Genomic DNA, 21,622 nt, shown 5'->3' with positions numbered 1-21,622 from the left:
CGAGGGTCTTAAATGACATTTTCGCCGACCGACGCCGCGTTTGAGGGATTTCGCCTCACGCGTCGCGAACCCAGAATGTTTATCGCGCTAGCACTCGTGTATGCCGTGTTTTCGGCATTGCTGTTGGTGGTGACCTATCAGCCCCTCGGCGAGATCATGCGGGCAGCCTCCCAAGTCAGTTCGGGCGGGGAGCCAGACCAGGCGCAAGTCCTGTCGATGATGAATGCCTACGGGCGCTTGATTTCAATCACCCTGCTGCCATCGCTCATTGTGAACTCGATCGTGCAGTGCGCCATTATGCGTGCAGTGCTGACGCCAGTTCCCGACCGCTATTCCTATCTGCGTCTGGGTAAGACGGAGTTGCGCGTGGTGGCGGTCAATCTGATGGTCGGACTGATGCTTGGCGCAATCGCGATCATCGGCTTCGGGCTGGCCGGTGTGTTGATCGGATTTGCAGCCGGGGGATATCCGCTGCTGGCTATCGCGGCTCTGCCGATTATGCTTGCAGTCGTGGCGGCTCTTATCTGGGTTTCTGTTCGACTTTACCTGGCGGTGCCAATGACCGTGACCGAGGAACGGATCGTGGTCTTTGGTAGCTTGGCGGCTACCAAGGGCCATTTCTGGCCTCTGTTGGGAATGGTATTGCTCGCCATGCTGCTCTCGTTGGCGGTTAGCTTCCTCGGCTCCATCGTCACGGCACCGCTGACAGCACTGACGGGCGGCCTCAGTGTTCTGGAAACCAGTGCAGCGATATCGGGTCCGATGATCGCGGCCCTGTTCGTCTGGATCGTGGTCAGCGCGGCCCTGAGCGCGGCACAGCTGCTCATTTTGTACCCGCCCATGGCGGTTGCCTGGAAATCGCGGAAAGCCTGAGGCGAGCGTGTTTCAGATAATGAAAAGGCCGGAGATCTGATCTCCGGCCTTTTTGCTATCCGGCCTTTGCCTTGGCCTTGGATTTGGTCTGCGTGAGTGCGGCGACGCGAGCCTTGCGGCGGTCTTCATGGCGCTCAAGCACCTCTTTGAGGTACCGGCCCGTCCAGCTCTTGGTGTTCGCCGCGACTTCCTCCGGCGTACCGACCGCGACGATTTCACCGCCGCCATCGCCGCCCTCGGGACCGAAGTCCAGTATGTAATCGGCAACCTTGATGACATCGAGATTGTGCTCGATCACGACGATGGTGTTGCCGTTGTCGACCAACTCCTGAAGCACATCCAGAAGCTTGCGAATGTCCTCGAAATGCAGACCCGTGGTCGGCTCGTCGAGGATGTAGAGCGTCTTGCCAGTCGCACGGCGCGACAGTTCCTTGGCCAGCTTCACCCGCTGGGCTTCACCCCCTGACAGGGTGGTCGCTGGCTGACCGACTTTCACATACCCGAGCCCGACCCGCGTTAGCGTCAGCATTTTGTCCCGGATCGAGGGGACAGCGTCAAAGAAGCGGGCGGCTTCCTCGACCGTCATCTCCAAGACATCGGAAATGCTCTTGCCTTTGAACAGGATCTCCAGCGTTTCGCGATTGTAGCGTTTTCCCTTGCAGACGTCGCACGTGACGTACACGTCCGGCAGGAAGTGCATCTCGATCTTGATGACCCCGTCGCCCTGACAGGCTTCACAGCGGCCACCCTTGACGTTGAAGCTGAACCGCCCCGGCCCATAGCCACGGGCCTTCGATTCCGGCAGGCCGGCAAACCAGTCGCGGATCGGGTTAAACGCACCGGTATAGGTGGCGGGGTTCGAGCGCGGTGTGCGGCCAATCGGCGACTGGTCAATGTCGATGACCTTGTCGAAGTGGTTCAGCCCCTCAATACGGTCAAAGTGAGCCGGTGCCGCCGAGGCATTGTTCAGTCGGCGAGCCGCGGCCTTGTACAGGGTCTCGATGGTAAAGGTGGACTTGCCACCGCCCGACACGCCGGTGATGCAGGTGAACACGCCAACAGGGATTTCGCCGGTGACATCCTTCAGATTGTTTCCGGTTGCCCCCGAAACCTTGAGCATGCGCTTGCGATCGATCGGACGACGACCATCGACAGGCAGGGCAATCTCGCGTTCGCCCGTCAGATATTGGCCCGTCAGGCTTTTGGGGTTGGCCATGATCTGCTCTGGCGTACCCTCGGCGCACACGTGGCCACCGTTGATGCCCGCGCCCGGTCCCATGTCGATGACATAGTCGGCCGACAAGACGGCTTCCTCGTCATGCTCGACGACCAGCACGGAGTTGCCGAGGTCACGCAGCCCTTTCAGGCTTTCCAGCAGTCGGGTGTTGTCGCGCTGGTGAAGGCCAATGGAGGGTTCGTCCAGAACGTAAAGCACACCGGTCAGACCAGAGCCGATCTGGCTGGCCAGACGGATACGCTGGCTCTCGCCGCCCGACAGAGTGCCGGACGAGCGCGACATATTCAGATATTCCAAACCGACGTTGTTCAGGAAGCGCAGCCGGTCTGTGATCTCTTTCAGGATACGGCGCGCAATCTCCATCTGCTTTTCAGTCAGGCTGTCCTCCAGCGTGGAGAACCACAGGAAGGCCTTGCTGATGGACAGTTCGGAGATGTCGGCAATGTCCTCACCACCGACCTTAACGGCAAGTGCTTCGGGTTTCAGGCGTTTGCCACCGCAGGCATCACACGGCGTTTCGGACTGGTAGCGGCCAAGTTCTTCGCGAACCCAAGCGGAGTCCGTCTCGCGCCAACGGCGCTCGAGGTTCGGGAGAATGCCCTCGAACGGCTTGGAGACTTCGTATTTGCGCGCATTATCGTCGTAGACGAACTTGATCTTGGTCGTGCCCGTACCGCGCAGAATGACCCTCTGGGCGTCCTCGGGCAGTTCGCGCCACGGCTTGTCCATCGAGAAGCCGTAATGCAGCGACAGCGCCTGTAGCGTCTGGGTATAGAGCGGCGACTGCCCCTTGGACCACGGCGCGATGGCACCCTTGTGCAAGGTCTTGTCGCGGTCAGGCACTACCAGATCGGCATCAAACGCCAGTTTTACGCCAAGGCCGTCGCACTTCGGGCAGGCCCCGAAGGGATTGTTGAACGAGAACAGGCGCGGCTCGATCTCGGTGATCGTGAAACCCGACACCGGACAGGCGAACCGCTCCGAGAAGGTGAGGGTGCGAGGCTCGGTCTCGCCCTCGGCAGGTTTTACCCATTCAGCCACGGCAATCCCGTCGGCCAACCCAAGCGCAGTCTGCAGGCTGTCGGCGTAGCGGCTCTCAAGGCCTTCTTTGGTGACGAGGCGATCGACGACGATATCGATGTCGTGCTTGAATTTTTTGTCGAGCGTCGGCGCGTCCTCGATGGAATAGAATTCTCCGTCGATTTTCAGGCGCTGGAAGCCCTGACGCTGCCACTCGGCGATTTCCTTTTTGTACTCACCCTTGCGACCGCGCACGACGGGAGCCAGCAACAGGATGCGTTCGCCATCAGGCAAGGCTGACAGCTTGTCGACCATCTGGCTGATGGTCTGACTTTCAATCGGCAAACCCGTCGCAGGGGAGTAGGGAACACCCACACGCGCCCACAATAGACGCATGTAGTCGTGGATTTCCGTCACGGTCCCGACGGTGGAGCGCGGGTTCTTGGATGTGGTTTTCTGCTCGATCGAAATGGCCGGAGACAGGCCCTCGATCAGGTCCACATCCGGCTTACCCATCAGCTCGAGGAACTGGCGCGCATAGGCCGAAAGGCTTTCGACGTAGCGACGCTGACCCTCGGCGTAGATCGTATCGAACGCCAGCGAGGATTTGCCCGAACCCGAGAGGCCGGTCATGACCACCAGCTTGTCGCGCGGAATATCGATGTCGACATTCTTCAGGTTGTGCTGGCGCGCGCCGCGCACACGGATGTTGTTATGCTTTTCGATCATCAGGGCCCGTGAACGCGGGAGAAGGGGAACAGGTTCGTCTGCGAAGCGGCTTATATGGGAATTCGGACGCTTCGGATCATCTAGAACAAAAGTGGAACTTTAGTCGAGTCGTGCTCGACGAAAGCCTCACTCCGGCTGCCACGCCTCCACAGCGCGCATATAGCGTTGGCCATTGTCGAGCATAATCCCGTTGGCATTGGCCACGCCAAGCTCGAGGCTTTGGGCGATGCGGCGAGCGCGTACCAGAAAATGCTCGACCTGAAGTGGAGTGCAAAGTGTGCTGGCGGTGGATTCGAACAGTTGAAGCCAGCGGTCAAAATGGCGCGCATCGATGGGTAGCTTCAGATGCTTGGGCATCGGACGGCCTTGATAGACCCCTGTCGACAGAGCCACCGAGGACCAGAACAACTTCATTTGCGCCAGATGCGGCCCCCAGTCCTCGATCCGGGCAGAGAAGATGGGGCCCAGCATCTCGTCATCGCGGACGCGCTCGTAAAACGCTTCCACCAACTGGTCGATGAGGTTTTCGGAGATGCCGGTCTCTTGCCGGAGTTTCTCTGTTGCAGCCGTGCGACGGGCGACGGCTTCCAGCCGATCCTCCGGCGTTTGCACGGTGAAGCTTAGTGTCTGACGGTGGCCGCTGCTCATAGCCCCTACATAGGCATTGCGGGCGGGTTTACCAAAGCGCGCGACGCTTGGATTTGCCGAAATGGGGCGTTTTGCACTTGCGCAGCGTGTGACCAGACCCCATCCTCCCTTCGAGCATTTTTTTGTAGAGGAGCTCGAACACCATGATCAGCGCCCTGGCCATCGCAACCGTAACCGTGTTGTCTGCCTCGCTGCTTCTGGTGCTCAATGCCGCTCAACCCAAGCCAAAACCCATCCGCGTCCGCACGCGTGACCCTCGGATTGTTCGCCGTCCTCAAGACTGACGGCACAAGGCTTTTCGAACCTGCAAATCTAACCTTTGGTGCCGAACGCATCGGCCTTGTCGGTCGTAATGGCTGCGGCAAGACCAGCCTGCTTCGCGCTATCAATGGCGAGAACCTCGTCCATGAGGGGAGCGTCACTGTGTCCGGTACTGTCTGGACCCTGCCCCAGATCGGCCAGCCGGTACCAGACGAGACCGTCGCCCACGCGCTGGGTGTAGCCAGCCAGATCGCAGTCGTGGACCGTGTTCTTAAGGGCATGGCCACAGAAGCAGACTTTGAAACTGCCGACTGGTCGTTAGAAGAGCGGGTAGAGCGGGCGCTGGCCAAGGTAGGCCTACCCTATGTGGATATCGACACCGGACTCGCCAGCCTTTCCGGCGGAGAACGAACCCGCGCTTATCTGGCGGGGATGGTGATGGCAGAGCCTGATGTGGCTCTGTTGGATGAGCCGACCAACCATCTCGATGGCCGCAGACGGCAGGCCGTTCTAGATCTCATTGCCGGATGGGACGGTAGCTTGATCATTGCCAGTCACGACCGTGAGGTTTTGATGGCGGTGGACCGCATCGTTGAGATCTCGCCCTCCGGCCTGCGGAGCTATGGCGGCAACTACGACGTCTATCGCCATCAGCGTGATCTGGAGTTGGACGCGGCCCAAGCCGCAGCCGAGAGCGCGACCCGATCATTGGAAACCCTCGAGCGAGAGACCCAGGCCATGCGCGAGCGTCGCGCCAAGCGTGACAGCGCTGGACGCCAGAATGCCCGTTCAGGCAGTTTGCCCAATATCGTCCTAGGACTTCGCAAATCCGCCGCACAGTCCTCTGCAGGCAAGGAGATGGCTCAGGCTTCTAGACGTCTGGAAGACGGTCAAGCCCGCGTCACCGAGGCACAGCAGGCGTTGGAACGCGTGCAGGCACTGGATATCCCTGTCGTCTCGACGGGGCTTTCTGCCGGTGCCGATGTGTTGAGACTTGAGGGAGTGGAAGTTGACCTCGGCGGCGGGCGCTTGTTCGATCCCGTGGATGTCCATCTCAGAGGCCCCGTGCGCGTGGCTTTGAGCGGACCGAATGGAAGCGGCAAATCCAGCCTGCTTCGTGCCTTAACGGGCCAAATCTCCCACTCGGCAGGGACACTGGAATGCACCATCAAGCCTGTACTGCTGGACCAGGATTTTTCAATCCTGCGGAACGACGAGACTTTGCGGGACGCATGGCTGCGCCTCAATCCGACGGGTACGGTGGAAGAGGCGCAGGCGGCGCTGGCTCGTTTTCTGTTTCGGAATAAGGCAGCCCAGAAACGTGTGAGCGAGCTGTCCGGTGGTGAGCGGGTCAGGGCAGGGCTCGCCTGCGTTGTTGCGGGTAAACCAGCGGCCAAATTCCTGTTGCTGGACGAGCCGACCAACCATCTGGATCTGAATTCGGTCGAAGCGGTGGAGCAGGTGCTCAAAGCCTATGACGGTGTGCTGATTGTGGTCAGCCATGACCGCCATTTCCTGGACGCCATCGGCATCGATCAGGAAATCAGCCTTAGCCCCAGCTCTCGGTTGCGCCGCGGCGACGGGCGCGAACTATAGAAGGACCAATCTGGGTGCGCGGCTCCGGCTCTGCGCGCCCGAACAGCCACCCTTGGGCATAATCGACGCCCAGTTCTTGCAGGGCCTTGGCCTGATCCTCAGTCTCGACCATCTCGCCGACAGTTTCCAAGCCGAGGGAACGGCCCAGTTCGACGACATGGCTGATCAGGGTGCGGATACGGGGCTCGGAAACGATGTCCCGGATCAAGGAGCCGTCAATCTTCACAATGTCAGCGTTCAGGCCGCGCAAATAGTCAAAGCTGGCCGAGCCCACGCCGAAATCGTCGATACAGATTTTGATGCCCACATCGCGAAGGCCGCTCAGGCGCCGGTTGGCAGAGGCGATTTCCGCAAGCGCAGCAGTCTCGGTCACTTCGACCAACAAGCGCTTGCGTACTTCGGGCGTCGATGCCGTCATGGCCAGCAAGGCCGTGACATAGGCATCGTTAGACAGTGACGCACCCGAAACATTGATTGCGAACTTCAGCAGGCCGCTACCGGGTGCGCGCAGCTTACGTACAGCCATTTCCGCCACGCTAAGATCGAAGGCTTCGATCAGGGCCAGTTCCTCGGCCATTTTGATCGCAGGGCCGGGACCGGTGGAGTTCGGGAAGCGTGACAGGGCTTCGAAGTGATGGACCGCGCGTGTCTTCAGATCGACAATGGGCTGGTAGTGCAGGCTGAAGTTACGGTCGCGTACCGTATTGCGGAAACGCTCTGCGTCTTTCAGCGTGCGCTCCAGCATTTCGGCAAAGCCGGTTGCCGGATTATCGATATCTTCGCGCAGACAGGCCTCGATGGCGAAGCGCATGGCACGCAAGGCGGCGGCTGCATCGGTACCGATAGGGGTCTGTTGGGCCGAGGCGGATAGAGGAACACCTTCCATAGTACCGACGGCCTTCAACTCTGCTTCTATGTCGCGACCATTGTTGGTCTGGCTGACAACGGCATAACGCGATCCCGATATGCGGCCTGCACATTCGCCGCCGAGAGAAATGGAGCGCAGGACGGAATAGAGTCCCGAATATATCGACGCCTGTTTGTCACTCGACACGTTTTCCATGCCGCCGACATCGACGAACGACAGGGACATGGTCTTGAGTTCGTCTGCAGAATGATTTGCCAGCCGCTGACGCAGTTCGCCCATCAGTTCCTGGGCGTCCGCAATGCCCTCGGGCAGGGCTGCCGCTCCAGCGTTCGCCTTGTGCGTGATGTAGGTTAGCGAGCACGACACGGCCGGAGCCAGTTCGGGCAGTTTGAAGGCGTGCAGGTGCGCCTGACGGATCACGCCGTGCCCGCAATCGATCTCGATATGGAGAGAGCTGCTGCGTTGGCCCGGCTGGAGTTTGCTCAGCGTGTCGCGAAGTTGAGCTGCAGTATCCGGTGTCAGCAAGTCGGCGAGCGAATGCCCAACCCATGACGCAACCGGCATGGATGAAGTGGGGCCGGCCCCCAGAGCGAAGCGAACGACTCCCCTAGCGTCGAGCTCGACAAGGGAATCCGCGGCCGCAAAGGCCAGACCCAATAGACGCGGAGCGAGCGACATAAGCTGGAATCAACGCTGTTGGGTGGACATTGTTGTGCGTCACAATGACGGCAGAGGTATCGCTACGCAACCCGGTATGGCTAAGCTTGACCGCTCAAGCCTTTCGATCGAGTGCGACAGCACGCCCGTCACCGGCCGCTGCGTGACCCGAGGCGACGTATCCTGTGCCCATGGCGCGGGCCCCTGCGACCTCGTTGGCGATGGTGCGGACCAGCCCTTCCGAAATCCGGCGAGCGGCCTCTACGGCCTCCGAATGGGTCGCCAGAGTGGCGTCGAACGCCTCGGTCGCCGCAACCAGCGCGCGCTTTAGGTCCATCGGCGCGTTCGCGATCAAACCGGGCGAGGCCTTAACGCGGGCAGACTCGCGGCGATATTCGTTGGCGAGGTCTGCTGTCTGGGCCATGCCGTGCGCAATGTGGGCAGCTTTATTCGACTGGATGAGTTCCAATTCGGTGCGAAGACGTTGATCCAGCTGCTCCGTCAGAGAAATCAGCTTCTGGACCTGCAGGCCCGCCATTTCGGGGTCCAGCATCATACCAGACCCTCCTGGGCCTTGAGCATGTGCGACAGAACCGTGTCGGCCAGTCCGACGCCCCCAGCGCGAGCGGTCTGTTTGCCCATCTCCTCGACGAGGAAGCCGCGCCACATCTCTTCGCCGGCACCACCGCCAAAGGGCCCGTCCGACTTCAACCCTTCAAACATGGGCTTGAGCATCTGTGAGAGGTAGCTGGCCTCGAAATCCGTTGCGACCTTGCGCATCGCAGCTTCGGACATGTCCTCGCCGGGAGCTGGAAACATGCTGGCCGGACGGAGCAGAGCGGGGGAAACTGAGTTGGCATCCATTAGATGACCTCGATGTCGGCTTGTAGTGCACCTGCGGCCTTGATGGCCTGCAGGATGGAGATCATGTCGCGCGGGCTGACGCCCAGGGCGTTTAAACCGTTGACCAGCGACGAGAGTGACGTCTTGCCGCCGACAATCTGCATACGGCGGCCGGTTTCCTCTTCGACCTGAACCGACGACTGGGGGGTGACGACGGTCTGGCCGTTACTGAAAGCGTTGGGTTGGCTGACGGCGGGGGTTTCCTGCACCGATACGGTCAGATTGCCCTGTGCGATAGCGACGGTGGATATGCGGACTGCTTCGCCCATGACAATCACGCCATTGACCTCGTCGATCACGACCTTGGCCGGGCTGTCGACCTGAACCGGCATGTTCTCGACGCTGCTGATGAAGTTGGCGATGGACTGGCCCTGCGGTGCGCGCAGAGAGATGACCGTGCCGTTCTCCGCCGATGCGGTGCCCGGGAAGTTGGCGTTGATGGATGCGGCGACGCGCTGGGCGGTGGTGAAGTCAGGGTTGCGCAGTGCGAGACGAAGCACATCCATGTTCTGGAGGCTAAAACCCGTTTCGCGTTCAACGACTGCGCCAGACGAGATGCGGCCCGCCGTCGGCACGCCACGCGTAATGGACGAGCCTGATCCGCCCGAAGCCGAAACAGCCCCTGTTTGCACGGCACCCTGTGCGACGGCGTAAACTTGGCCGTCAGCCCCTTGCAGCGCCGTTACCATAAGCGTGCCGCCGAGTAGGCTCTTGGCGTCGCCCATGGCCGATACAGTCACATCAAGGCGCGAGCCGGGAACCGCGAACGGGGGCAGTTCGGCGGTGATGATCACCGCAGCGACGTTCTTGGTATTGGCCGTTGAGCCGCGGATGTTGACGCCCTGACGCTCCATCATCCCTTCCACCGACTGGCGCGTGAAGGGAGAGTTGCGAAGGGAGTCGCCTGTGCCGTTCAAACCGACCACCAGACCGTAGCCCATCAGCTGATTGCTACGGACGCCTTCTACCGTCGCGACATCCTTGATGCGCGACTGGGCGAGGGCCAAGGACGGGACCGCTGCAGACGCAATGAGTGCGAGGGCTGCAACCGGAGCCATAAAGGTGGTAAGAAACTTCGACATAAGACAGGCGTCCCTGTTTGGTGTTCGCGATTAACCATGCGAACTTCGTGCCGAATAATTTTCCGAATAAAATCAATGCCACGCTCTGAGGCGGAGCGGGTGTGCGGCAAAAAATGCCGGGGCGTTAACCAAGATTTCAGCCTGATAGCAGAGCTTGCAGGGGTAGGCAGGAGTTAAGACTGATGAAGGTCAATGGTGTAGGCGGCCCGTCCACAACCCCGACGTCTCGTCCGTCGTCGCGTACGGGCGCGGGCTTTAGTCTTCCGGGTTCTACGGGTGCAGCGTCGTCCAGCGCAACCAGTGCCGCCAGCGCGGCCTCCGGCGTTGCGGGCATGTCGGCGCTTATGGCGTTGCAAGGCGTAGAGGACCCGATGGAGCGTCGTCGCCGTGCCATTCGTCGCGGATCGAACCTGCTCGATAAGCTCGACGAGCTGAAATTGGCGCTGCTCGGAGGTGAGTCGTCGAGCGTCAATTTGCAGGCTTTAGCTCGCGCTATGGCTGAATCTCGCCCCGAAGGCGAAGAGGGCGACCTTAAAACCTTGTTAGATCAGATCGATCTGCGGGCAGCCGTCGAGATCGCCAAGGCAGGGGGACGGAGTGGGCGTTAAGTCCTGAAATTTCCGCATTATTGTTCGACCAAGGTCGTACAATCTGCGTTTGTAATTGCCGTGTTATCCACTGATCATGCAGGCTTTGCCGTATCACGGAAACGCGAACGGGATTGCTACGGGCTCAGACCTTCCCTATACGCCGCCTTGCGCCACAGGGGGGCGCGATGGAAACGAGCGTTAAGCTAATGAACGCAACCGCTTCTTTGGTTCATCCCACGCCGGTCCAGTATCGACCGTCGGACGACGAGCCGTTCATGAATGAACGGCAGCTGGCCTATTTCAAGGCCAAGCTTCTGCAGTGGAAGGAAGACATCCTTCTCGAAGCCAGAGGCACGGTGACCAATCTAAAAGCCGAAACAGAAAATCATCCCGATCTGGTGGATCGTGCATCGTCCGAAGCGGACCGCGCGCTCGAACTGCGGACGCGGGATCGCCAGCGCAAGCTGATCTCCAAGATCGACGACGCGCTGCGCCGCATCGAGGACGGCAGCTACGGCTATTGCGAAGAGACCGGTGAGCCTATCGGTCTGGGACGTCTCGAAGCCCGCCCGACGGCAACCCTGTCGGTCGAAGCGCAAGAGCGACACGAACGCCGCGAACGCGTTCACCGCGACGACTAAAGTAAAACGGGAATGGCCGCGGAACCTGGTTTCAGCGGCCATTCTTCGTTTCAGAATATCGGACGGGGGCAATAATCCGCCTCGCGCCTTGACTTCGAGGGTCGAGAGCGCGACCTAACCGCCTCGTTTTGAGGTCAAAGGCTATCATGTCCGTCAAGGTCCGCTTCGCCCCGTCTCCGACGGGTAAACTGCACGTCGGTAACGTTCGCACCGCTCTGGTGAACTATCTGTTCGCCAAGGGGCAGGGCGGCAAGTTCGTGCTGCGCATTGACGACACCGACCTGGTCCGCTCGACCAAGGAGTCGGAAGACAACATCGAGATCGACCTGAAGTGGCTCGGTATGGAATGGGACGAGCGCTACAACCAGTCGAAGCGCTTTGACCGCTATGAGGAAGCCGCTGCGAAGCTGAAGGCTTCGGGCCGCCTCTACCCTTGCTACGAGACGTCGGAAGAGCTGGACCTGCGTCGCAAGGTGCAACTGTCGCGCGGCCTGCCGCCGATCTACGATCGCGCAGCTCTGAGCCTGACCGAGGAGCAGAAGGCCGCCTACGAGGCTGAGGGCCGCACCCCGCACTGGCGCTTCAAACTGGAAGGCAAGCGCGTGTCGTGGGAAGATCTCGCCCGTGGTCACGCTGAGGTGGACACGGCTTCGATGTCGGATCCGGTTCTGATCCGCGCTGACGGCCTGTTCCTCTACACCCTGCCGTCGGTGGTCGATGACATCGATATGGAAATCACCCATATCATCCGCGGTGAAGACCACGTCACCAACACCGGCGCGCAGATCGAGATTTTCGAAGCGCTGGGTGCCAAGGTTCCGGGCTTCGCGCACATGCCGCTGCTCGTCGGTGCCGATGGTTCGGCGCTGTCCAAGCGTCTGGGCTCGCTGGCGATTATGGACATGCGCGCCGACGGGTATGAGCCGATTGCGATCACCAGCCACCTCGGCAAGATCGGCACTTCGGACAACCTCGAGGTCGCCCCTTCAATGAAGGAACTGGGCGAAGCCTTCTCCTTCTCGAAGATGGGCCGCTCGCCTGCGCGTTACGATGAAGCCGACCTGGGCCGCCTGAATGCTCAGGCTCTGCAGGTCATGGATTACGCCGTGGCCCAGCCGCGTCTGGCCGAACTGGGCGTGGATCTGGGTGAGGCGTTCTGGAACGCCGTCCGCCCGAACCTGCACTTCTTCAAGGAAGTCGTGGGTATGGCTGCCATCATCAACGGCCCGATTACGCCGGTGATCGAAGATGCAGCCTTCGCCGAAGCCGCTCTCAAGCTGCTGCCGGAAGACATCAATGCGGACGTCTGGTCTGTTTGGACCGGTGCCGTAAAGGCCGAGACCGGTGCCAAGGGCAAGAGCCTGTTCATGCCGTTGCGTCTGGCGCTGACGGGTCAGCCGCATGGTCCAGACATGGGTGCGATTGTGCCGATGATCAGCCGTGAGCGCATCGTCGCTCGCCTGAAGGGCGAAACAGCCTAACGGCCGAACAACAAACCAATAAAAAAGGCCGCTCCTGACGGGGCGGCCTTTTTCGTATTCGGATCGGGTCAGATCAGGCGTTGCAAGCCGCAATCTGTTCGGCGCTCAGTTCCTGACCCTTGTAGGAAAAGGCCGAAACCTTGCCGATGCGGGCAACGACGCGGCGGCAGGCGCGGGTTGCCGGTTGGGCCGAGCCGCCCGTAGCAACGCAGGCTTCGCCTTCGCAGCTCCAGCTCGCGCCGTCGATGATGACACGACCGGCTGGAGCCTTGGACGCGTCAGCCAGCGTAGCGCGGGTGACCGGAGCTTCGGCAAAAGCGGGGCCAGCAATCAGAATGGCCGCCGCGAGGGTGAGGGCACGCATAGTAAATCTCCTGAACGGGGGCCCGTTCTCCGGACCTCTGGATCGGGAGTTGTGCGTCTTTTTTGACTACTGTCAACCTAACTGAACGTCGATCTGTTACCAGCGATCAGTTTGTCGCAGCCCCTCTCGGATCGTGACGGATATGGGGGGTGTCCTCAGCGGATGTCATCTGGGCAATGGCGTCTTCGACGCTGTCGGCCACGGTGTAGGCCTCCAGGAAGCTGGCGGGTGTCATGCCGGCGTTGACTGTGTCTTCAACCAGTTTGAAGAACGAATCCCAGAAGCCGTTGATATTGAGGAAAATCACCGGCTTGGCGTGCAGGTCCAATCGCTTCCACGACAGCAATTCCACCACTTCTTCGAGGGTGCCGATGCCCCCAGGAGCGACGACGAACACGTCGGATTCGTCATACATCATCTGCTTGCGCTGGTGCATGGACTCCACGACCACCGTCTCGACCTCGTCGAACAGACGTTCGCGGCTGCGCAGAAAGCCCGGCATAATGCCTACGACGCGACCACCAATGGCATGAGACGCGCGCGCAGCAGCACCCATCAGGCCCACGCCACCACCACCATAGACCAGTCGCCAGCCTTCTTCGGCCGTACGGCGTCCAAACTCGCGGCCTGCCTCCAGATAGACGGGGTCATTGCCATCGGACGATGCGCAGAACAGGCATACCGATTGACCTTCATAGGGCGCGACAGTGGATTTCAGTACAGTCATGGCAATCATAATTGGGGGAAAAGAAGGATATTTCCCATGTAATGGGGCGAGCATCTATCTAGAAGAGAATTCGAGGGGGATGGAAAGATGAAACGTTGCATGTCGGCCAAATCAATGGCCGCCGCCGCGCTTGTATCCCTCATGGCCTTGTCGGGGTGCAAGTCCGAGGCCGATCAGGTGGGTGGACAACGCTCTGCCGGATCGGACTGGCAGCGGCCACCGACGGTCGAATCTGCCCGTTGGGACGGCCTTCGAGTGGCACTTTCAGGTGTTGCAGAGCCGAGTGGTAGGGTGGTGTTATCCAGCGCTGAGGGCACTGTTTTTGCGGCGAATGCGGATCGCGACGGTAAGTTCACTATTGAACTGGATGCGCCGTCCACGGGCATTGCACTGAAACCGAAAGCGCAGGTGGGGCAAACCTTCATTGACGGGCAGGGGGTGCTTTATCTCGTGCCGGGTGAAGCGCCTCTGGCGGTAACCGTTCTGGATGGAGAGGCCAGCCAGAGGCTTGGTAAAAGTGGGCCGCTCGATTCCGTCGATACCGATGGGGTGGTGTTGATCCTGTCCGGCCGGACCACGTCAAATACCGGACCGAAAGTTCGCATCGGTCAGGAAACCTACACGCCACGTCCGGATCGAGAGGGGCGCTGGGTTTTGGCCGCGACGGGCGGGGCATCGGCCACAGCTATCGCGGTGGGTGACAGAAGTTATGATTTCCCCGGCGTAGGGCGACTGGAATCACCGCCCCAGATAGTCGGCGGTGGTTGGCTACTGACGCGTAATCTCGGTGGAAAGGCTGTGCAAACGACGTGGTTGCCCGTCGATATGTAGTCGTTCGGTAATGAAATCTTTACGGTTAACCTTTTGTTAACCAAAGCAGCACGATCTAGGGACGTTCTCTGAATTTCTTAGAGACACCCACCATCACTGAATACCTTTCACCCGGCGCTCCATAGCGTCGGGTATTTTTTCGACCTGCTGGCCTGATGCTTCCAGCAGAGCCTCGAACAGATACCGGCCCAAGTGGTCGACCACGGGCGCGGCAACACCGTCTCCGGTCAGGTGATAGGCGTCGTTGTAGTTTTTAGGCAGGCGATAGGTATCAGGCAGCCCCATCAGGCGAGCCGTTTCACGCGGAGAGATCAGGCGCGTGCGGATGCGGCGTCCGTCCACGACCATAATGATCTGGCGGCTGGAACCCCCGGAAGGTGTGCGCAGGCAACCGGCTACATCGTCGAAGCGCACTTCGGCGCGCTGAACCTTGGTGCCGTCGGGCAGGCGGCGCGTACGCTTATAGATGCCGCCGACCATCCGGCGTCCTGCACGCTTGGCAGCCGTAACCTTGGCGCGGTTCACGTCGGACATCTTTGCCAAAAGCGCGCGAGTTTCCTCAGCCGAATGCCATTCGACGCCCTTGGGACGATCCTCGATCAGGTCGACGAAGTCCTGTGCGCGACGTGGCGGGATCGGCAAGTTCCACCAAACCATCTGTTCGCGTACGGCGTCGGGCAGTTTGGACGCGGCGCGACGCAGCGGCGCGTTGTGGAATGGCGCGATGGGCTCAGGAGAGACCAGCTCTTCAGGGATGACGAGATCCTCGGCAACCCCGATGACGAACAGGCGTGGGCGCGACTGGGGCACGAACTGATCGGCGTTGATCACCAAAGCGCCAAAGCGATAACCCGCGTCCGCGAAACTTTGGCAGATGCGGATGAAATCCTCGCCGCCACGCGAACTCAGCGCGCCACAGACATTTTCGACTGCCACCATTCGCGGCGCGCGTTTCTCGGCCTTGAGTCGCTCGATCAGGGACCAGAAGACGTGGAAAGTGCCAGACCGCTCTCCAGCCAACCCCTTTCCCCAACCCGCTAGCGAAAGGTCCTGACAGGGGAAGCTGCCCCAACACATGTCGGCACGACCGGCGAGGTCGGACGTCTCGACTTTGCGGATGTCACTGACGAGCAGTTCGCCGCCAGTGCCCCAGTTGGCCTGATAAGACAGGCCTTTCTTGGCATCGAAGTCATTGGCGAACACACAGTGCCAGTCAGGCCCGAGGCCCTGACGCACCATGCCGCCGCCAGCGAAGAATTCGTAGAAGGTGGGCATCAACACATCATGGGGCGGGCGGGAATCGGACGCTCGAAGTGTGGACGCCGCCGTAACGCGCGTAAACCCGGCTTTAGGTGCTCCAGACGCTTAGTCCACGATCCAGATCGGCGATAAGGTCATCAACGTCCTCCAACCCAATGTGGAGGCGCAGGATTTCCCCCTCCAAAGCCTGCTGGTGGACACGCCATTCCAACTGGGAGGTGTCATTGGTGATCAAGCTCTCGAACCCGCCCCACGAATAGCCCATTCCGAAGAGGCTGAGCGCCGACATCAGGCGATGCGCGTCCGAACGGTTGCCGCCCTTCATTACCACGCCAATCAGGGACGCTCCGCCGTCGAACTGGTCCCGCCAAAGTCCGTGATAGGGAGACGAGGGCAGGGGCGGATAGAGCACGCGGGAGATTTCTGGACGCGTCTCCAGCCAAGCGGCCACCTTCATAGCTGACTGGAACTGGCTACGATAACGCACGGGCAAGGTACGCACGCCGCGCAATGCCAGCCAGGCATCGTCCGGCGAGACATGCCAGCCATTGTCGTCGATCGTCTCAAAAACGGTTTGGGCTAATGCGGGATGGCGCACCGAAATACTGCCCATCAGAATGTCGGAGTGCCCGCCCACATATTTGGTCAGCGCCTGCACACTAATATCCAAGCCATGCTCAAGCGGTCGGTAGGCCAGACCCGCACCCCATGTGTTGTCGACCACAGTAATGATGCCGCGTTCCCGACAGGCCAAACCGATTGCAGCCATATCGACCACCTCGAACGTCAGTGATCCGGGGGCTTCGATTATGACGATACGGGTACTCGGCGTGAGACATTCGATGATCTGGGCAGCCGTCGCGTCCGCCGGATGAAAGCGCGTGGTGACCCCACGGTCCGCCATATGCCGCGTCAGGAAGCGGCGCGTGGGACCATAGACAGCATCGGTACATACAACCTCGTCGCCGGGGCGGAGCACTGCGGTCAGCGGGACGGTTACCGCGGCAAGGCCCGAGGGCACGATAAAGCTGTCGGTTGCGCCCTCCATATTGCTCAGGACGCGACGAAGCTGCTGCGCAGCGCTGCCGCCCTCCAGTCCATAGACCGGACCGTCGCGCGAACTGTTCATTTGCGCGGGATCGTCGCTGAGCATGGTCGAGGCGCGCTCGATGGGAGGATTTACCGGTCTCCGACCCTGACCCCGACGGGTCGCCGTGGAAATTATGCGTGTGGCAAGGCCGTGTGGACTGTCTTTGGGGTCGCTCATTGGCATCCTAGGTTGCAGCTTGCCGAATACAGAGGTCTAAAGACCCGAGGGTGCATGCTGCCGCAGGAGATTTGCGTATGGAAGAGACGTCACGCGCACGCAAAGTGGGTTTGATCGTTGCTATAGCGGCGTCTCTGGTGCTGGCCGGCTGTCAGCGCGATACAAAGACAGCGGGTAACGAGCACACTTCCGTACCTTCGGCGGCAGATGATCTTCCGGAGATCGTCCATGCCAGTCCCACGCTTGCGCGGATCAAATCGCGCGGCCACCTGATTTGCGGTGTTCATGAAGGCTTGGTGGGCTTTGCCTATACGGACAACCGAGGCCAGTGGCGCGGTTTCGATGTCGATTTCTGTCGAGCGACTGCAGCGGCTGTATTAGGTGACCCGAACGCCGTCCGCTTTGTGCCGCTGGGATCTGCACAACGCTTTAACGCGCTGAAAGAGGGACGTGTGGACGTTCTATGGCGCAACACGTCCTGGACGATGAGCCGCGACACCGGCGGCGATTTGGCCTTCGCGGGAATCAATTACTACGACGGTCAGGGCTTCCTGGTGCGCCGCGCACTCAATCTCGCGAGCGCGACCGAGCTGAATGGAGCTCGCATCTGTGTCCACGGAAGCTCAACCAGCGAACTAAATGCGGAGGACTATTTCCGTACACGCGGAATTGATGTTCGCCCTGTCGTCGCTCCCAGCGAGGAAGAAGCACGTCGGACTTACGCGCGGGAAGGGTGTGATGCGCTTACGGGCGACGTGTCGTCACTGGCTGCCGCGCGTAGCCTTATGACCGACCCACAGCAGCACATTGTCCTGCCTGAAGTGGTGTCCAAAGAACCGCTGGGACCGGTCGTCAGAGCCGGTGACGAGCGTTGGACCGCCATCGTGCGATGGGTGCTGAATGCCCTTATATCCGCAGAGGAAATGGGCGTTACCAAAGCCAATGCCAAGTCCATCAAAGAGGATGAAGGCTCTCCGGACGTTAGCCGCCTGCTCGGCTTTGAAGGGGACTTCGGTCCTCGCTTGGGTTTGAGCCGCACCTGGGCGCGCGATGCTATCGCGGCCGAAGGCAACTATGGCGAGATTTTCGAAAAGAACATTGGTCACCAATCACCGCTCGATTTGGAGCGTGGACTGAACGCTCAATGGAGCGCATCACAGGGTGGCTTGATTTACGGCTTACCTATCCGCTAGGCGGCATAATCCAGTTTTGTAAGGGGGATTCATGGATCAGGCATCCAAACGCGGCCTGCCACTGCATATGTTGATGTTGATCGGCTTTGTCGTCGGCCTCGCCGGCGGTCTTGTGGTCAATACGACGGTGGGCGGCGATTCTTATTGGGTCCAGTGGGTCACGACCAATGTGACCGGTCCGATCGGCCAACTGTTCCTGCGCCTGCTGTTCATGCTGGTTCTGCCGCTGCTGTTCTCGGCGCTCGTCGTCGGTGTAGCCGAGATGGGGGACCTGAAGGTTCTCGGCCGCGCCGGTATCAAGAGCCTGCTGTTCACCGTGCTGGTGTCGGCCGTTGCCGTCCTCATCGGTCTGGTGATGGTGAACGTCTTCCGTCCGGGTGACGGTGTCGATCCGGCTGTGGCCCAGCAACTGCTGGATCAGGGCAAGGCCGGTGCAGCCAATATCGTAGAAAATGCAAAGGCCGGTGGTTCGGCGGGCGAGTTCTTCCTCGACCTGGTCCCGACCAACGTCTTCGCGGCTGCTGCTGAGAACCAGATCTTGCCGGTCATGGTGTTCGCCATGCTGTTCGGCATTGGCGTCGTCATGGTGCGCAACAGCGCCACCGACCACCTGCTGAAGACCCTTGAGGGCGTCTTCGAAGTGATGATGAAGCTGATCGGCTTGGTCATTAAGCTGGCCCCGTATGCCATCGCCTGCCTGATGTTCAATCTGGCGGCTCTATTTGGCTGGGATCTGCTGGTACGTCTGGCAGCGTTCGTCGGTGTAGCTGTGGGCGCAATGGCGATCCACATGTTCGTCGTCTATCCGCTGCTGATCTGGACCATGGGCGGCCGCAATCCGGTGACCTTCTTCAAGGACATCCGCGAAGCCATCGTGGTGTCGTTCTCGACCGCATCGTCGAATGCCAGCCTTCCGGTCTCGCTGCGCGTCGCTGAGGAGAACCTCGGCCTGCCGCGCAAGATCGCCCGCTTCGTTCTGACCGTTGGCGCAACCGCCAACCAGAACGGCACCGCGCTGTTTGAAGGCGTGACCGTGCTGTTCCTCGCCCAGTTCTTTGGCGTTGACCTCAGCCTCGGTCAGCAGTTCGTCGTGATGATGATCTGTATCCTCGGCGGTATCGGCACGGCTGGGGTTCCGGCTGGCTCGCTGCCGGTGGTGGCCATGATCCTCGGCATCGTCGGCGTTCCCCCGGAAGGTATCGGCCTGATCCTCGGCGTCGATCGCTTCCTGGATATGTGCCGCACCACGCTGAATGTATCGGGCGACCTCGTTGTAGCGACACTCGTGTCGCGCGGCGAGGAAGACACGCCGGACGCCGATCAAGGCACCGAACCGGTTGTGGCTACGGCCTGATGCCTAGGGCTCGATGGGGGTGTCCTCGCGGCTCCCCCATTCGGTCCACGATCCGTCATAAAGCTGAGATGGCTTACCTAGCAGTTCCAGACCCAACGTCAGGATTGCGGCAGTAACGCCGGAGCCACAGCTGGTGATGACGGGACGATCAAAATCGACACCGATTTCTTTGAAGGCGGCTTCCAGTTCGGAGCCGCCTTTTATTGTGCCATCAGCATTCAGGAGGTTGCCGAAAGGCAGGTTCAGCGCGCCGGGCATATGGCCGCTGCGCACACCGGGGCGCGGCTCTGCCATCTGAGCATTGAAGCGTGCCGCACCGCGCGCATCGATAATCTGCGTAAATGTGCCCAAGGCGGCCTTCACGTCGTCCAGATAGGCGACTGCGGACTGATCCTGCGAGGGCTCGAACCGGGCGGCCGGTCGCGGGCGTGCTTGGCCTATTTCGACAGCATGGCCGTCTGCCAGCCATTTGGGCAAACCGCCGTCCAGAACCTGCACCTTGCAGGCCCCGAACGTCTTGAACAGCCACCACATGCGCGCTGCGGAAAACAGACCTTGAGTGTCATAGACGACGATGTGGCTGTCATTGGAAATGCCATGTCCGCCGACTGTTTCCGCAAAATGGGCCGCAGTCGGGAATGTGTGGGGAAGAGCCGATGCAGGATCGGACACGGCGTCCACGTCCATGAACGTCGCTCCGGGAATATGTGCTTCGGCGAAGTCGAGGCGCGCGTCCCGTTTATCCATCCACCAACTGGCATCAATGACGCGCGGGTCATCGTTGTCGAGAATGGCTGCCAACTCTGCAGCGGTGATCACAGGCGAGACAGATTGGGTCATTCGGTATCCGTATCACGATCGGAAATCGTGTCGTTTGAAATGATTGTGTCAGAGTGGTCACCAAAGGTGAGCGCGTGATAACTTGCGTTCCGACACGAGGGACGCCACCTAACGGCCAACCCTACGACGCAGGACGTGCGTCGAATCGTGAATTTGAAGGTTTCGCCGTGACCCAACCCAACTCTGTCATCACCCTGTCTGACGGTCTTGCCAAGCCGGTCGTCATTGGCGGCGGCAACCGCATCGTCTTCATCGCCGGCCCCTGCCAGATGGAAAGCCGCGAACATGCCCTGATGACGGCCCGGCGCCTGAAAGAGATCGGCGAGCGTCTGAACGTCGGCATCATCTACAAAACCAGCTTCGACAAGGCCAACCGCACCAGCGCCTCGGCGGCGCGCGGTATCGGCTTCGAAGCGGCTATGCCGATCTTCAAGGAAATCCGCGAAACGGTCGGTCTGCCGACCCTGACGGATGTACACTCGGAGGCCCAGTGCGAAGCTGTGGCTCCATATGTCGACGTCCTTCAGATTCCGGCCTTCCTATGCCGTCAGACCGACCTGCTGCTGGCCGCGGCCAAGACGGGCAAGGCGATCAACGTCAAGAAGGGTCAGTTCCTCGCCCCTTGGGACATGAAGAACGTGATCTCCAAGATCACGGGTGCAGGCAATCTCAACGTCATGGCGTGCGAACGTGGTGCTTCGTTCGGCTACAACACCCTCGTCAGCGACATGCGCGCCCTTCCCGAACTGAAGGCTATCGGTTGCCCTGTCGTGTTCGATGCCACCCACAGCGTGCAGCAACCGGGCGGTCAGGGTACGTCTTCGGGCGGTCAACGCCAGTTCGTTCCGGTTCTGGGTCGTGCGGCTGTGGCGGTCGGTGTGGATGCCGTCTTTATCGAAACCCACGAAGATCCGGATAACGCACCGTCGGACGGTCCGAACATGGTCCCGCTGGACCGTTTCGAAGCTTTGGCTGCCGAACTGATCGCCTTCGATGATCTGGCAATCAAAGTTGGTGCCAAGGGCCCTGTGGCCTGATCGGCAGGAATCCGTTAGTTCGGCAGTATGGCTGAACGCTCATTCGATCTCGCAGAGCTCCAGAACCTGCTGGAGCGCATCAAGGGCCTCAAGGTCGCCTGTGTCGGTGACCTGATGCTCGACCGCTTTGTGTACGGCGAGGTCAGCCGAATATCGCCCGAAG

21 protein-coding genes and 1 pseudogene are annotated in these 21,622 nt (G+C 60.4%); 11 read left to right on the top strand and 11 right to left on the bottom strand.

The features are described from left to right. Positions 1–12 precede the first annotated feature (12 nt). Entirely contained in the window at positions 13–873 is an 861-nt protein-coding gene (locus OB03_RS04895; protein WP_461343388.1) for a hypothetical protein, read from the top strand. Between the two features lie 55 nt (positions 874–928). Here the strand turns inward: OB03_RS04895 and uvrA are convergent, their stop codons facing one another. Together uvrA and OB03_RS04885 are read right to left on the bottom strand one after the other, a co-directional pair. After that, positions 929–3,859 carry an excinuclease ABC subunit UvrA gene (gene uvrA, locus OB03_RS04890; protein ID WP_461343387.1) on the bottom strand — a complete coding sequence of 977 codons (2,931 nt, stop codon included), beginning with the start codon at positions 3,857–3,859 and terminating at the stop codon, positions 929–931. 126 nt (positions 3,860–3,985) lie between these two features. Further along, positions 3,986–4,507: a group III truncated hemoglobin gene (locus tag OB03_RS04885; RefSeq protein WP_461343386.1), complete on the bottom strand. Its 522-nt coding sequence runs from the start codon at positions 4,505–4,507 to the stop codon at positions 3,986–3,988. 143 nt (positions 4,508–4,650) lie between these two features. Here OB03_RS04885 and OB03_RS04880 point away from each other — a divergent pair, with 143 nt between their 5' ends. The 3 genes and pseudogenes from OB03_RS04880 to OB03_RS04870 all read left to right on the top strand — a co-directional run bounded on the left by OB03_RS04880 (position 4,651) and on the right by OB03_RS04870 (position 6,364). Next, positions 4,651–4,791, top strand: coding sequence for a hypothetical protein (locus OB03_RS04880; RefSeq protein WP_461343385.1), 141 nt, complete (start codon positions 4,651–4,653; stop codon positions 4,789–4,791). Positions 4,792–4,834: 43 nt separating this feature from the next. After that, positions 4,835–5,188: pseudogene (locus tag OB03_RS04875) on the top strand (ATP-binding cassette domain-containing protein); the annotation flags it as partial. 12 nt (positions 5,189–5,200) lie between these two features. Beyond that, complete coding sequence (locus OB03_RS04870) at positions 5,201–6,364, top strand: ATP-binding cassette domain-containing protein (RefSeq protein WP_461343400.1); 1,164 nt, start codon at positions 5,201–5,203, stop codon at positions 6,362–6,364. On the opposite strand, the gene OB03_RS04865 is transcribed toward OB03_RS04870, so the two are convergent. From OB03_RS04865 to OB03_RS04850, 4 genes are all read right to left on the bottom strand, one after another. After that, a complete protein-coding gene (locus tag OB03_RS04865) occupies positions 6,318–7,910 on the bottom strand; it encodes an EAL domain-containing protein (RefSeq protein WP_461343384.1) in 1,593 nt (530 codons plus the stop codon). The two genes, OB03_RS04870 and OB03_RS04865, sit on opposite strands and share 47 nt — an antisense overlap. Before the next feature lie 94 nt (positions 7,911–8,004). Continuing rightward, complete coding sequence (locus tag OB03_RS04860; protein WP_242913355.1) at positions 8,005–8,445, bottom strand: flagellar basal-body protein FlbY; 441 nt, start codon at positions 8,443–8,445, stop codon at positions 8,005–8,007. Further along, positions 8,442–8,753: a rod-binding protein gene (locus OB03_RS04855; protein ID WP_461343383.1), complete on the bottom strand. Its 312-nt coding sequence runs from the start codon at positions 8,751–8,753 to the stop codon at positions 8,442–8,444. Before OB03_RS04855 ends, OB03_RS04860 begins: the two co-directional genes overlap by 4 nt. Further along, the gene (locus OB03_RS04850; protein ID WP_427846567.1) at positions 8,753–9,874 is read right to left on the bottom strand and encodes a flagellar basal body P-ring protein FlgI; all 1,122 of its coding nucleotides are present in this window, start codon (positions 9,872–9,874) and stop codon (positions 8,753–8,755) included. Before OB03_RS04850 ends, OB03_RS04855 begins: the two co-directional genes overlap by 1 nt. A gap of 182 nt (positions 9,875–10,056) precedes the next feature. On the opposite strand from OB03_RS04850, the gene OB03_RS04845 reads away from it, so the two are divergent. The 3 genes from OB03_RS04845 (at position 10,057) to gltX (ending at position 12,586) form a co-directional block, all read left to right on the top strand. Then, entirely contained in the window at positions 10,057–10,482 is a 426-nt protein-coding gene (locus OB03_RS04845; protein WP_242913357.1) for a flagellar assembly protein FliX, read from the top strand. Positions 10,483–10,670: 188 nt separating this feature from the next. After that, positions 10,671–11,105, top strand: coding sequence for an RNA polymerase-binding protein DksA (gene dksA / locus OB03_RS04840; RefSeq protein WP_242913358.1), 435 nt, complete (start codon positions 10,671–10,673; stop codon positions 11,103–11,105). A gap of 146 nt (positions 11,106–11,251) precedes the next feature. Continuing rightward, on the top strand, positions 11,252–12,586 hold the full coding sequence (gene gltX, locus OB03_RS04835; RefSeq protein ID WP_242913359.1) for a glutamate--tRNA ligase: 1,335 nt from the start codon (positions 11,252–11,254) through the stop codon (positions 12,584–12,586). A 73-nt stretch (positions 12,587–12,659) separates the two neighbouring features. On the opposite strand, the gene OB03_RS04830 is transcribed toward gltX, so the two are convergent. Both OB03_RS04830 and OB03_RS04825 read right to left on the bottom strand, forming a co-directional pair. Beyond that, positions 12,660–12,950: a CC_3452 family protein gene (locus tag OB03_RS04830; RefSeq protein WP_242913360.1), complete on the bottom strand. Its 291-nt coding sequence runs from the start codon at positions 12,948–12,950 to the stop codon at positions 12,660–12,662. Positions 12,951–13,056: 106 nt separating this feature from the next. Then, on the bottom strand, positions 13,057–13,677 hold the full coding sequence (locus OB03_RS04825) for an LOG family protein (RefSeq protein WP_461343382.1): 621 nt from the start codon (positions 13,675–13,677) through the stop codon (positions 13,057–13,059). A 99-nt stretch (positions 13,678–13,776) separates the two neighbouring features. Here OB03_RS04825 and OB03_RS04820 point away from each other — a divergent pair, with 99 nt between their 5' ends. Next, the gene (locus OB03_RS04820) at positions 13,777–14,508 is read left to right on the top strand and encodes a hypothetical protein (protein WP_461343381.1); all 732 of its coding nucleotides are present in this window, start codon (positions 13,777–13,779) and stop codon (positions 14,506–14,508) included. A gap of 93 nt (positions 14,509–14,601) precedes the next feature. Here OB03_RS04820 and OB03_RS04815 read toward each other — a convergent pair whose 3' ends face one another. Both OB03_RS04815 and metC read right to left on the bottom strand, forming a co-directional pair. Further along, positions 14,602–15,783 (bottom strand): DNA cytosine methyltransferase, encoded by a 1,182-nt coding sequence (locus OB03_RS04815; protein ID WP_461343380.1) that lies wholly within the window; start codon positions 15,781–15,783, stop codon positions 14,602–14,604. Between the two features lie 73 nt (positions 15,784–15,856). Next, on the bottom strand, positions 15,857–17,035 hold the full coding sequence (gene metC / locus OB03_RS04810; protein ID WP_242913364.1) for a cystathionine beta-lyase: 1,179 nt from the start codon (positions 17,033–17,035) through the stop codon (positions 15,857–15,859). Positions 17,036–17,112: 77 nt separating this feature from the next. Between metC and OB03_RS04805 the strand changes: the two genes are divergently transcribed. Next, positions 17,113–18,228 carry an amino acid ABC transporter substrate-binding protein gene (locus OB03_RS04805; RefSeq protein ID WP_242913365.1) on the top strand — a complete coding sequence of 372 codons (1,116 nt, stop codon included), beginning with the start codon at positions 17,113–17,115 and terminating at the stop codon, positions 18,226–18,228. A gap of 31 nt (positions 18,229–18,259) precedes the next feature. After that, positions 18,260–19,582, top strand: a complete 1,323-nt coding sequence (locus OB03_RS04800) for a dicarboxylate/amino acid:cation symporter (RefSeq protein ID WP_242913366.1) — start codon at positions 18,260–18,262, stop codon at positions 19,580–19,582. Between the two features lie 3 nt (positions 19,583–19,585). Here OB03_RS04800 and sseA read toward each other — a convergent pair whose 3' ends face one another. Beyond that, complete coding sequence (gene sseA, locus OB03_RS04795) at positions 19,586–20,422, bottom strand: 3-mercaptopyruvate sulfurtransferase (protein ID WP_461343379.1); 837 nt, start codon at positions 20,420–20,422, stop codon at positions 19,586–19,588. A 167-nt stretch (positions 20,423–20,589) separates the two neighbouring features. On the opposite strand from sseA, the gene kdsA reads away from it, so the two are divergent. Beyond that, positions 20,590–21,459, top strand: a complete 870-nt coding sequence (kdsA, locus tag OB03_RS04790; RefSeq protein ID WP_461343378.1) for a 3-deoxy-8-phosphooctulonate synthase — start codon at positions 20,590–20,592, stop codon at positions 21,457–21,459. Positions 21,460–21,622: the final 163 nt, after the last annotated feature.

This window comes from Brevundimonas sp. GN22 (genome assembly GCF_054824005.1).
The sequence above is the reverse complement of the archived record's forward strand: the minus strand, read 5'-3'. Positions and strand labels throughout refer to the sequence as shown.

What these genes read in the sequence shown, in the direction of transcription:
- OB03_RS04895 (WP_461343388.1), top strand. Translation starts at nt 13, where the DNA reads ATGACATTTTCGCCGACCGACGCCGCGTTTGAGGGATTTCGCCTCACG.
- uvrA (WP_461343387.1), bottom strand. Translation starts at nt 3,859, where the DNA reads ATGATCGAAAAGCATAACAACATCCGTGTGCGCGGCGCGCGCCAGCAC.
- OB03_RS04885 (WP_461343386.1), bottom strand. Translation starts at nt 4,507, where the DNA reads ATGAGCAGCGGCCACCGTCAGACACTAAGCTTCACCGTGCAAACGCCG.
- OB03_RS04880 (WP_461343385.1), top strand. Translation starts at nt 4,651, where the DNA reads ATGATCAGCGCCCTGGCCATCGCAACCGTAACCGTGTTGTCTGCCTCG.
- OB03_RS04870 (WP_461343400.1), top strand. Translation starts at nt 5,201, where the DNA reads ATGGTGATGGCAGAGCCTGATGTGGCTCTGTTGGATGAGCCGACCAAC.
- OB03_RS04865 (WP_461343384.1), bottom strand. Translation starts at nt 7,910, where the DNA reads ATGTCGCTCGCTCCGCGTCTATTGGGTCTGGCCTTTGCGGCCGCGGAT.
- OB03_RS04860 (WP_242913355.1), bottom strand. Translation starts at nt 8,445, where the DNA reads ATGATGCTGGACCCCGAAATGGCGGGCCTGCAGGTCCAGAAGCTGATT.
- OB03_RS04855 (WP_461343383.1), bottom strand. Translation starts at nt 8,753, where the DNA reads ATGGATGCCAACTCAGTTTCCCCCGCTCTGCTCCGTCCGGCCAGCATG.
- OB03_RS04850 (WP_427846567.1), bottom strand. Translation starts at nt 9,874, where the DNA reads ATGTCGAAGTTTCTTACCACCTTTATGGCTCCGGTTGCAGCCCTCGCA.
- OB03_RS04845 (WP_242913357.1), top strand. Translation starts at nt 10,057, where the DNA reads ATGAAGGTCAATGGTGTAGGCGGCCCGTCCACAACCCCGACGTCTCGT.
- dksA (WP_242913358.1), top strand. Translation starts at nt 10,671, where the DNA reads ATGAACGCAACCGCTTCTTTGGTTCATCCCACGCCGGTCCAGTATCGA.
- gltX (WP_242913359.1), top strand. Translation starts at nt 11,252, where the DNA reads ATGTCCGTCAAGGTCCGCTTCGCCCCGTCTCCGACGGGTAAACTGCAC.
- OB03_RS04830 (WP_242913360.1), bottom strand. Translation starts at nt 12,950, where the DNA reads ATGCGTGCCCTCACCCTCGCGGCGGCCATTCTGATTGCTGGCCCCGCT.
- OB03_RS04825 (WP_461343382.1), bottom strand. Translation starts at nt 13,677, where the DNA reads ATGACTGTACTGAAATCCACTGTCGCGCCCTATGAAGGTCAATCGGTA.
- OB03_RS04820 (WP_461343381.1), top strand. Translation starts at nt 13,777, where the DNA reads ATGTCGGCCAAATCAATGGCCGCCGCCGCGCTTGTATCCCTCATGGCC.
- OB03_RS04815 (WP_461343380.1), bottom strand. Translation starts at nt 15,783, where the DNA reads ATGCCCACCTTCTACGAATTCTTCGCTGGCGGCGGCATGGTGCGTCAG.
- metC (WP_242913364.1), bottom strand. Translation starts at nt 17,035, where the DNA reads ATGAGCGACCCCAAAGACAGTCCACACGGCCTTGCCACACGCATAATT.
- OB03_RS04805 (WP_242913365.1), top strand. Translation starts at nt 17,113, where the DNA reads ATGGAAGAGACGTCACGCGCACGCAAAGTGGGTTTGATCGTTGCTATA.
- OB03_RS04800 (WP_242913366.1), top strand. Translation starts at nt 18,260, where the DNA reads ATGGATCAGGCATCCAAACGCGGCCTGCCACTGCATATGTTGATGTTG.
- sseA (WP_461343379.1), bottom strand. Translation starts at nt 20,422, where the DNA reads ATGACCCAATCTGTCTCGCCTGTGATCACCGCTGCAGAGTTGGCAGCC.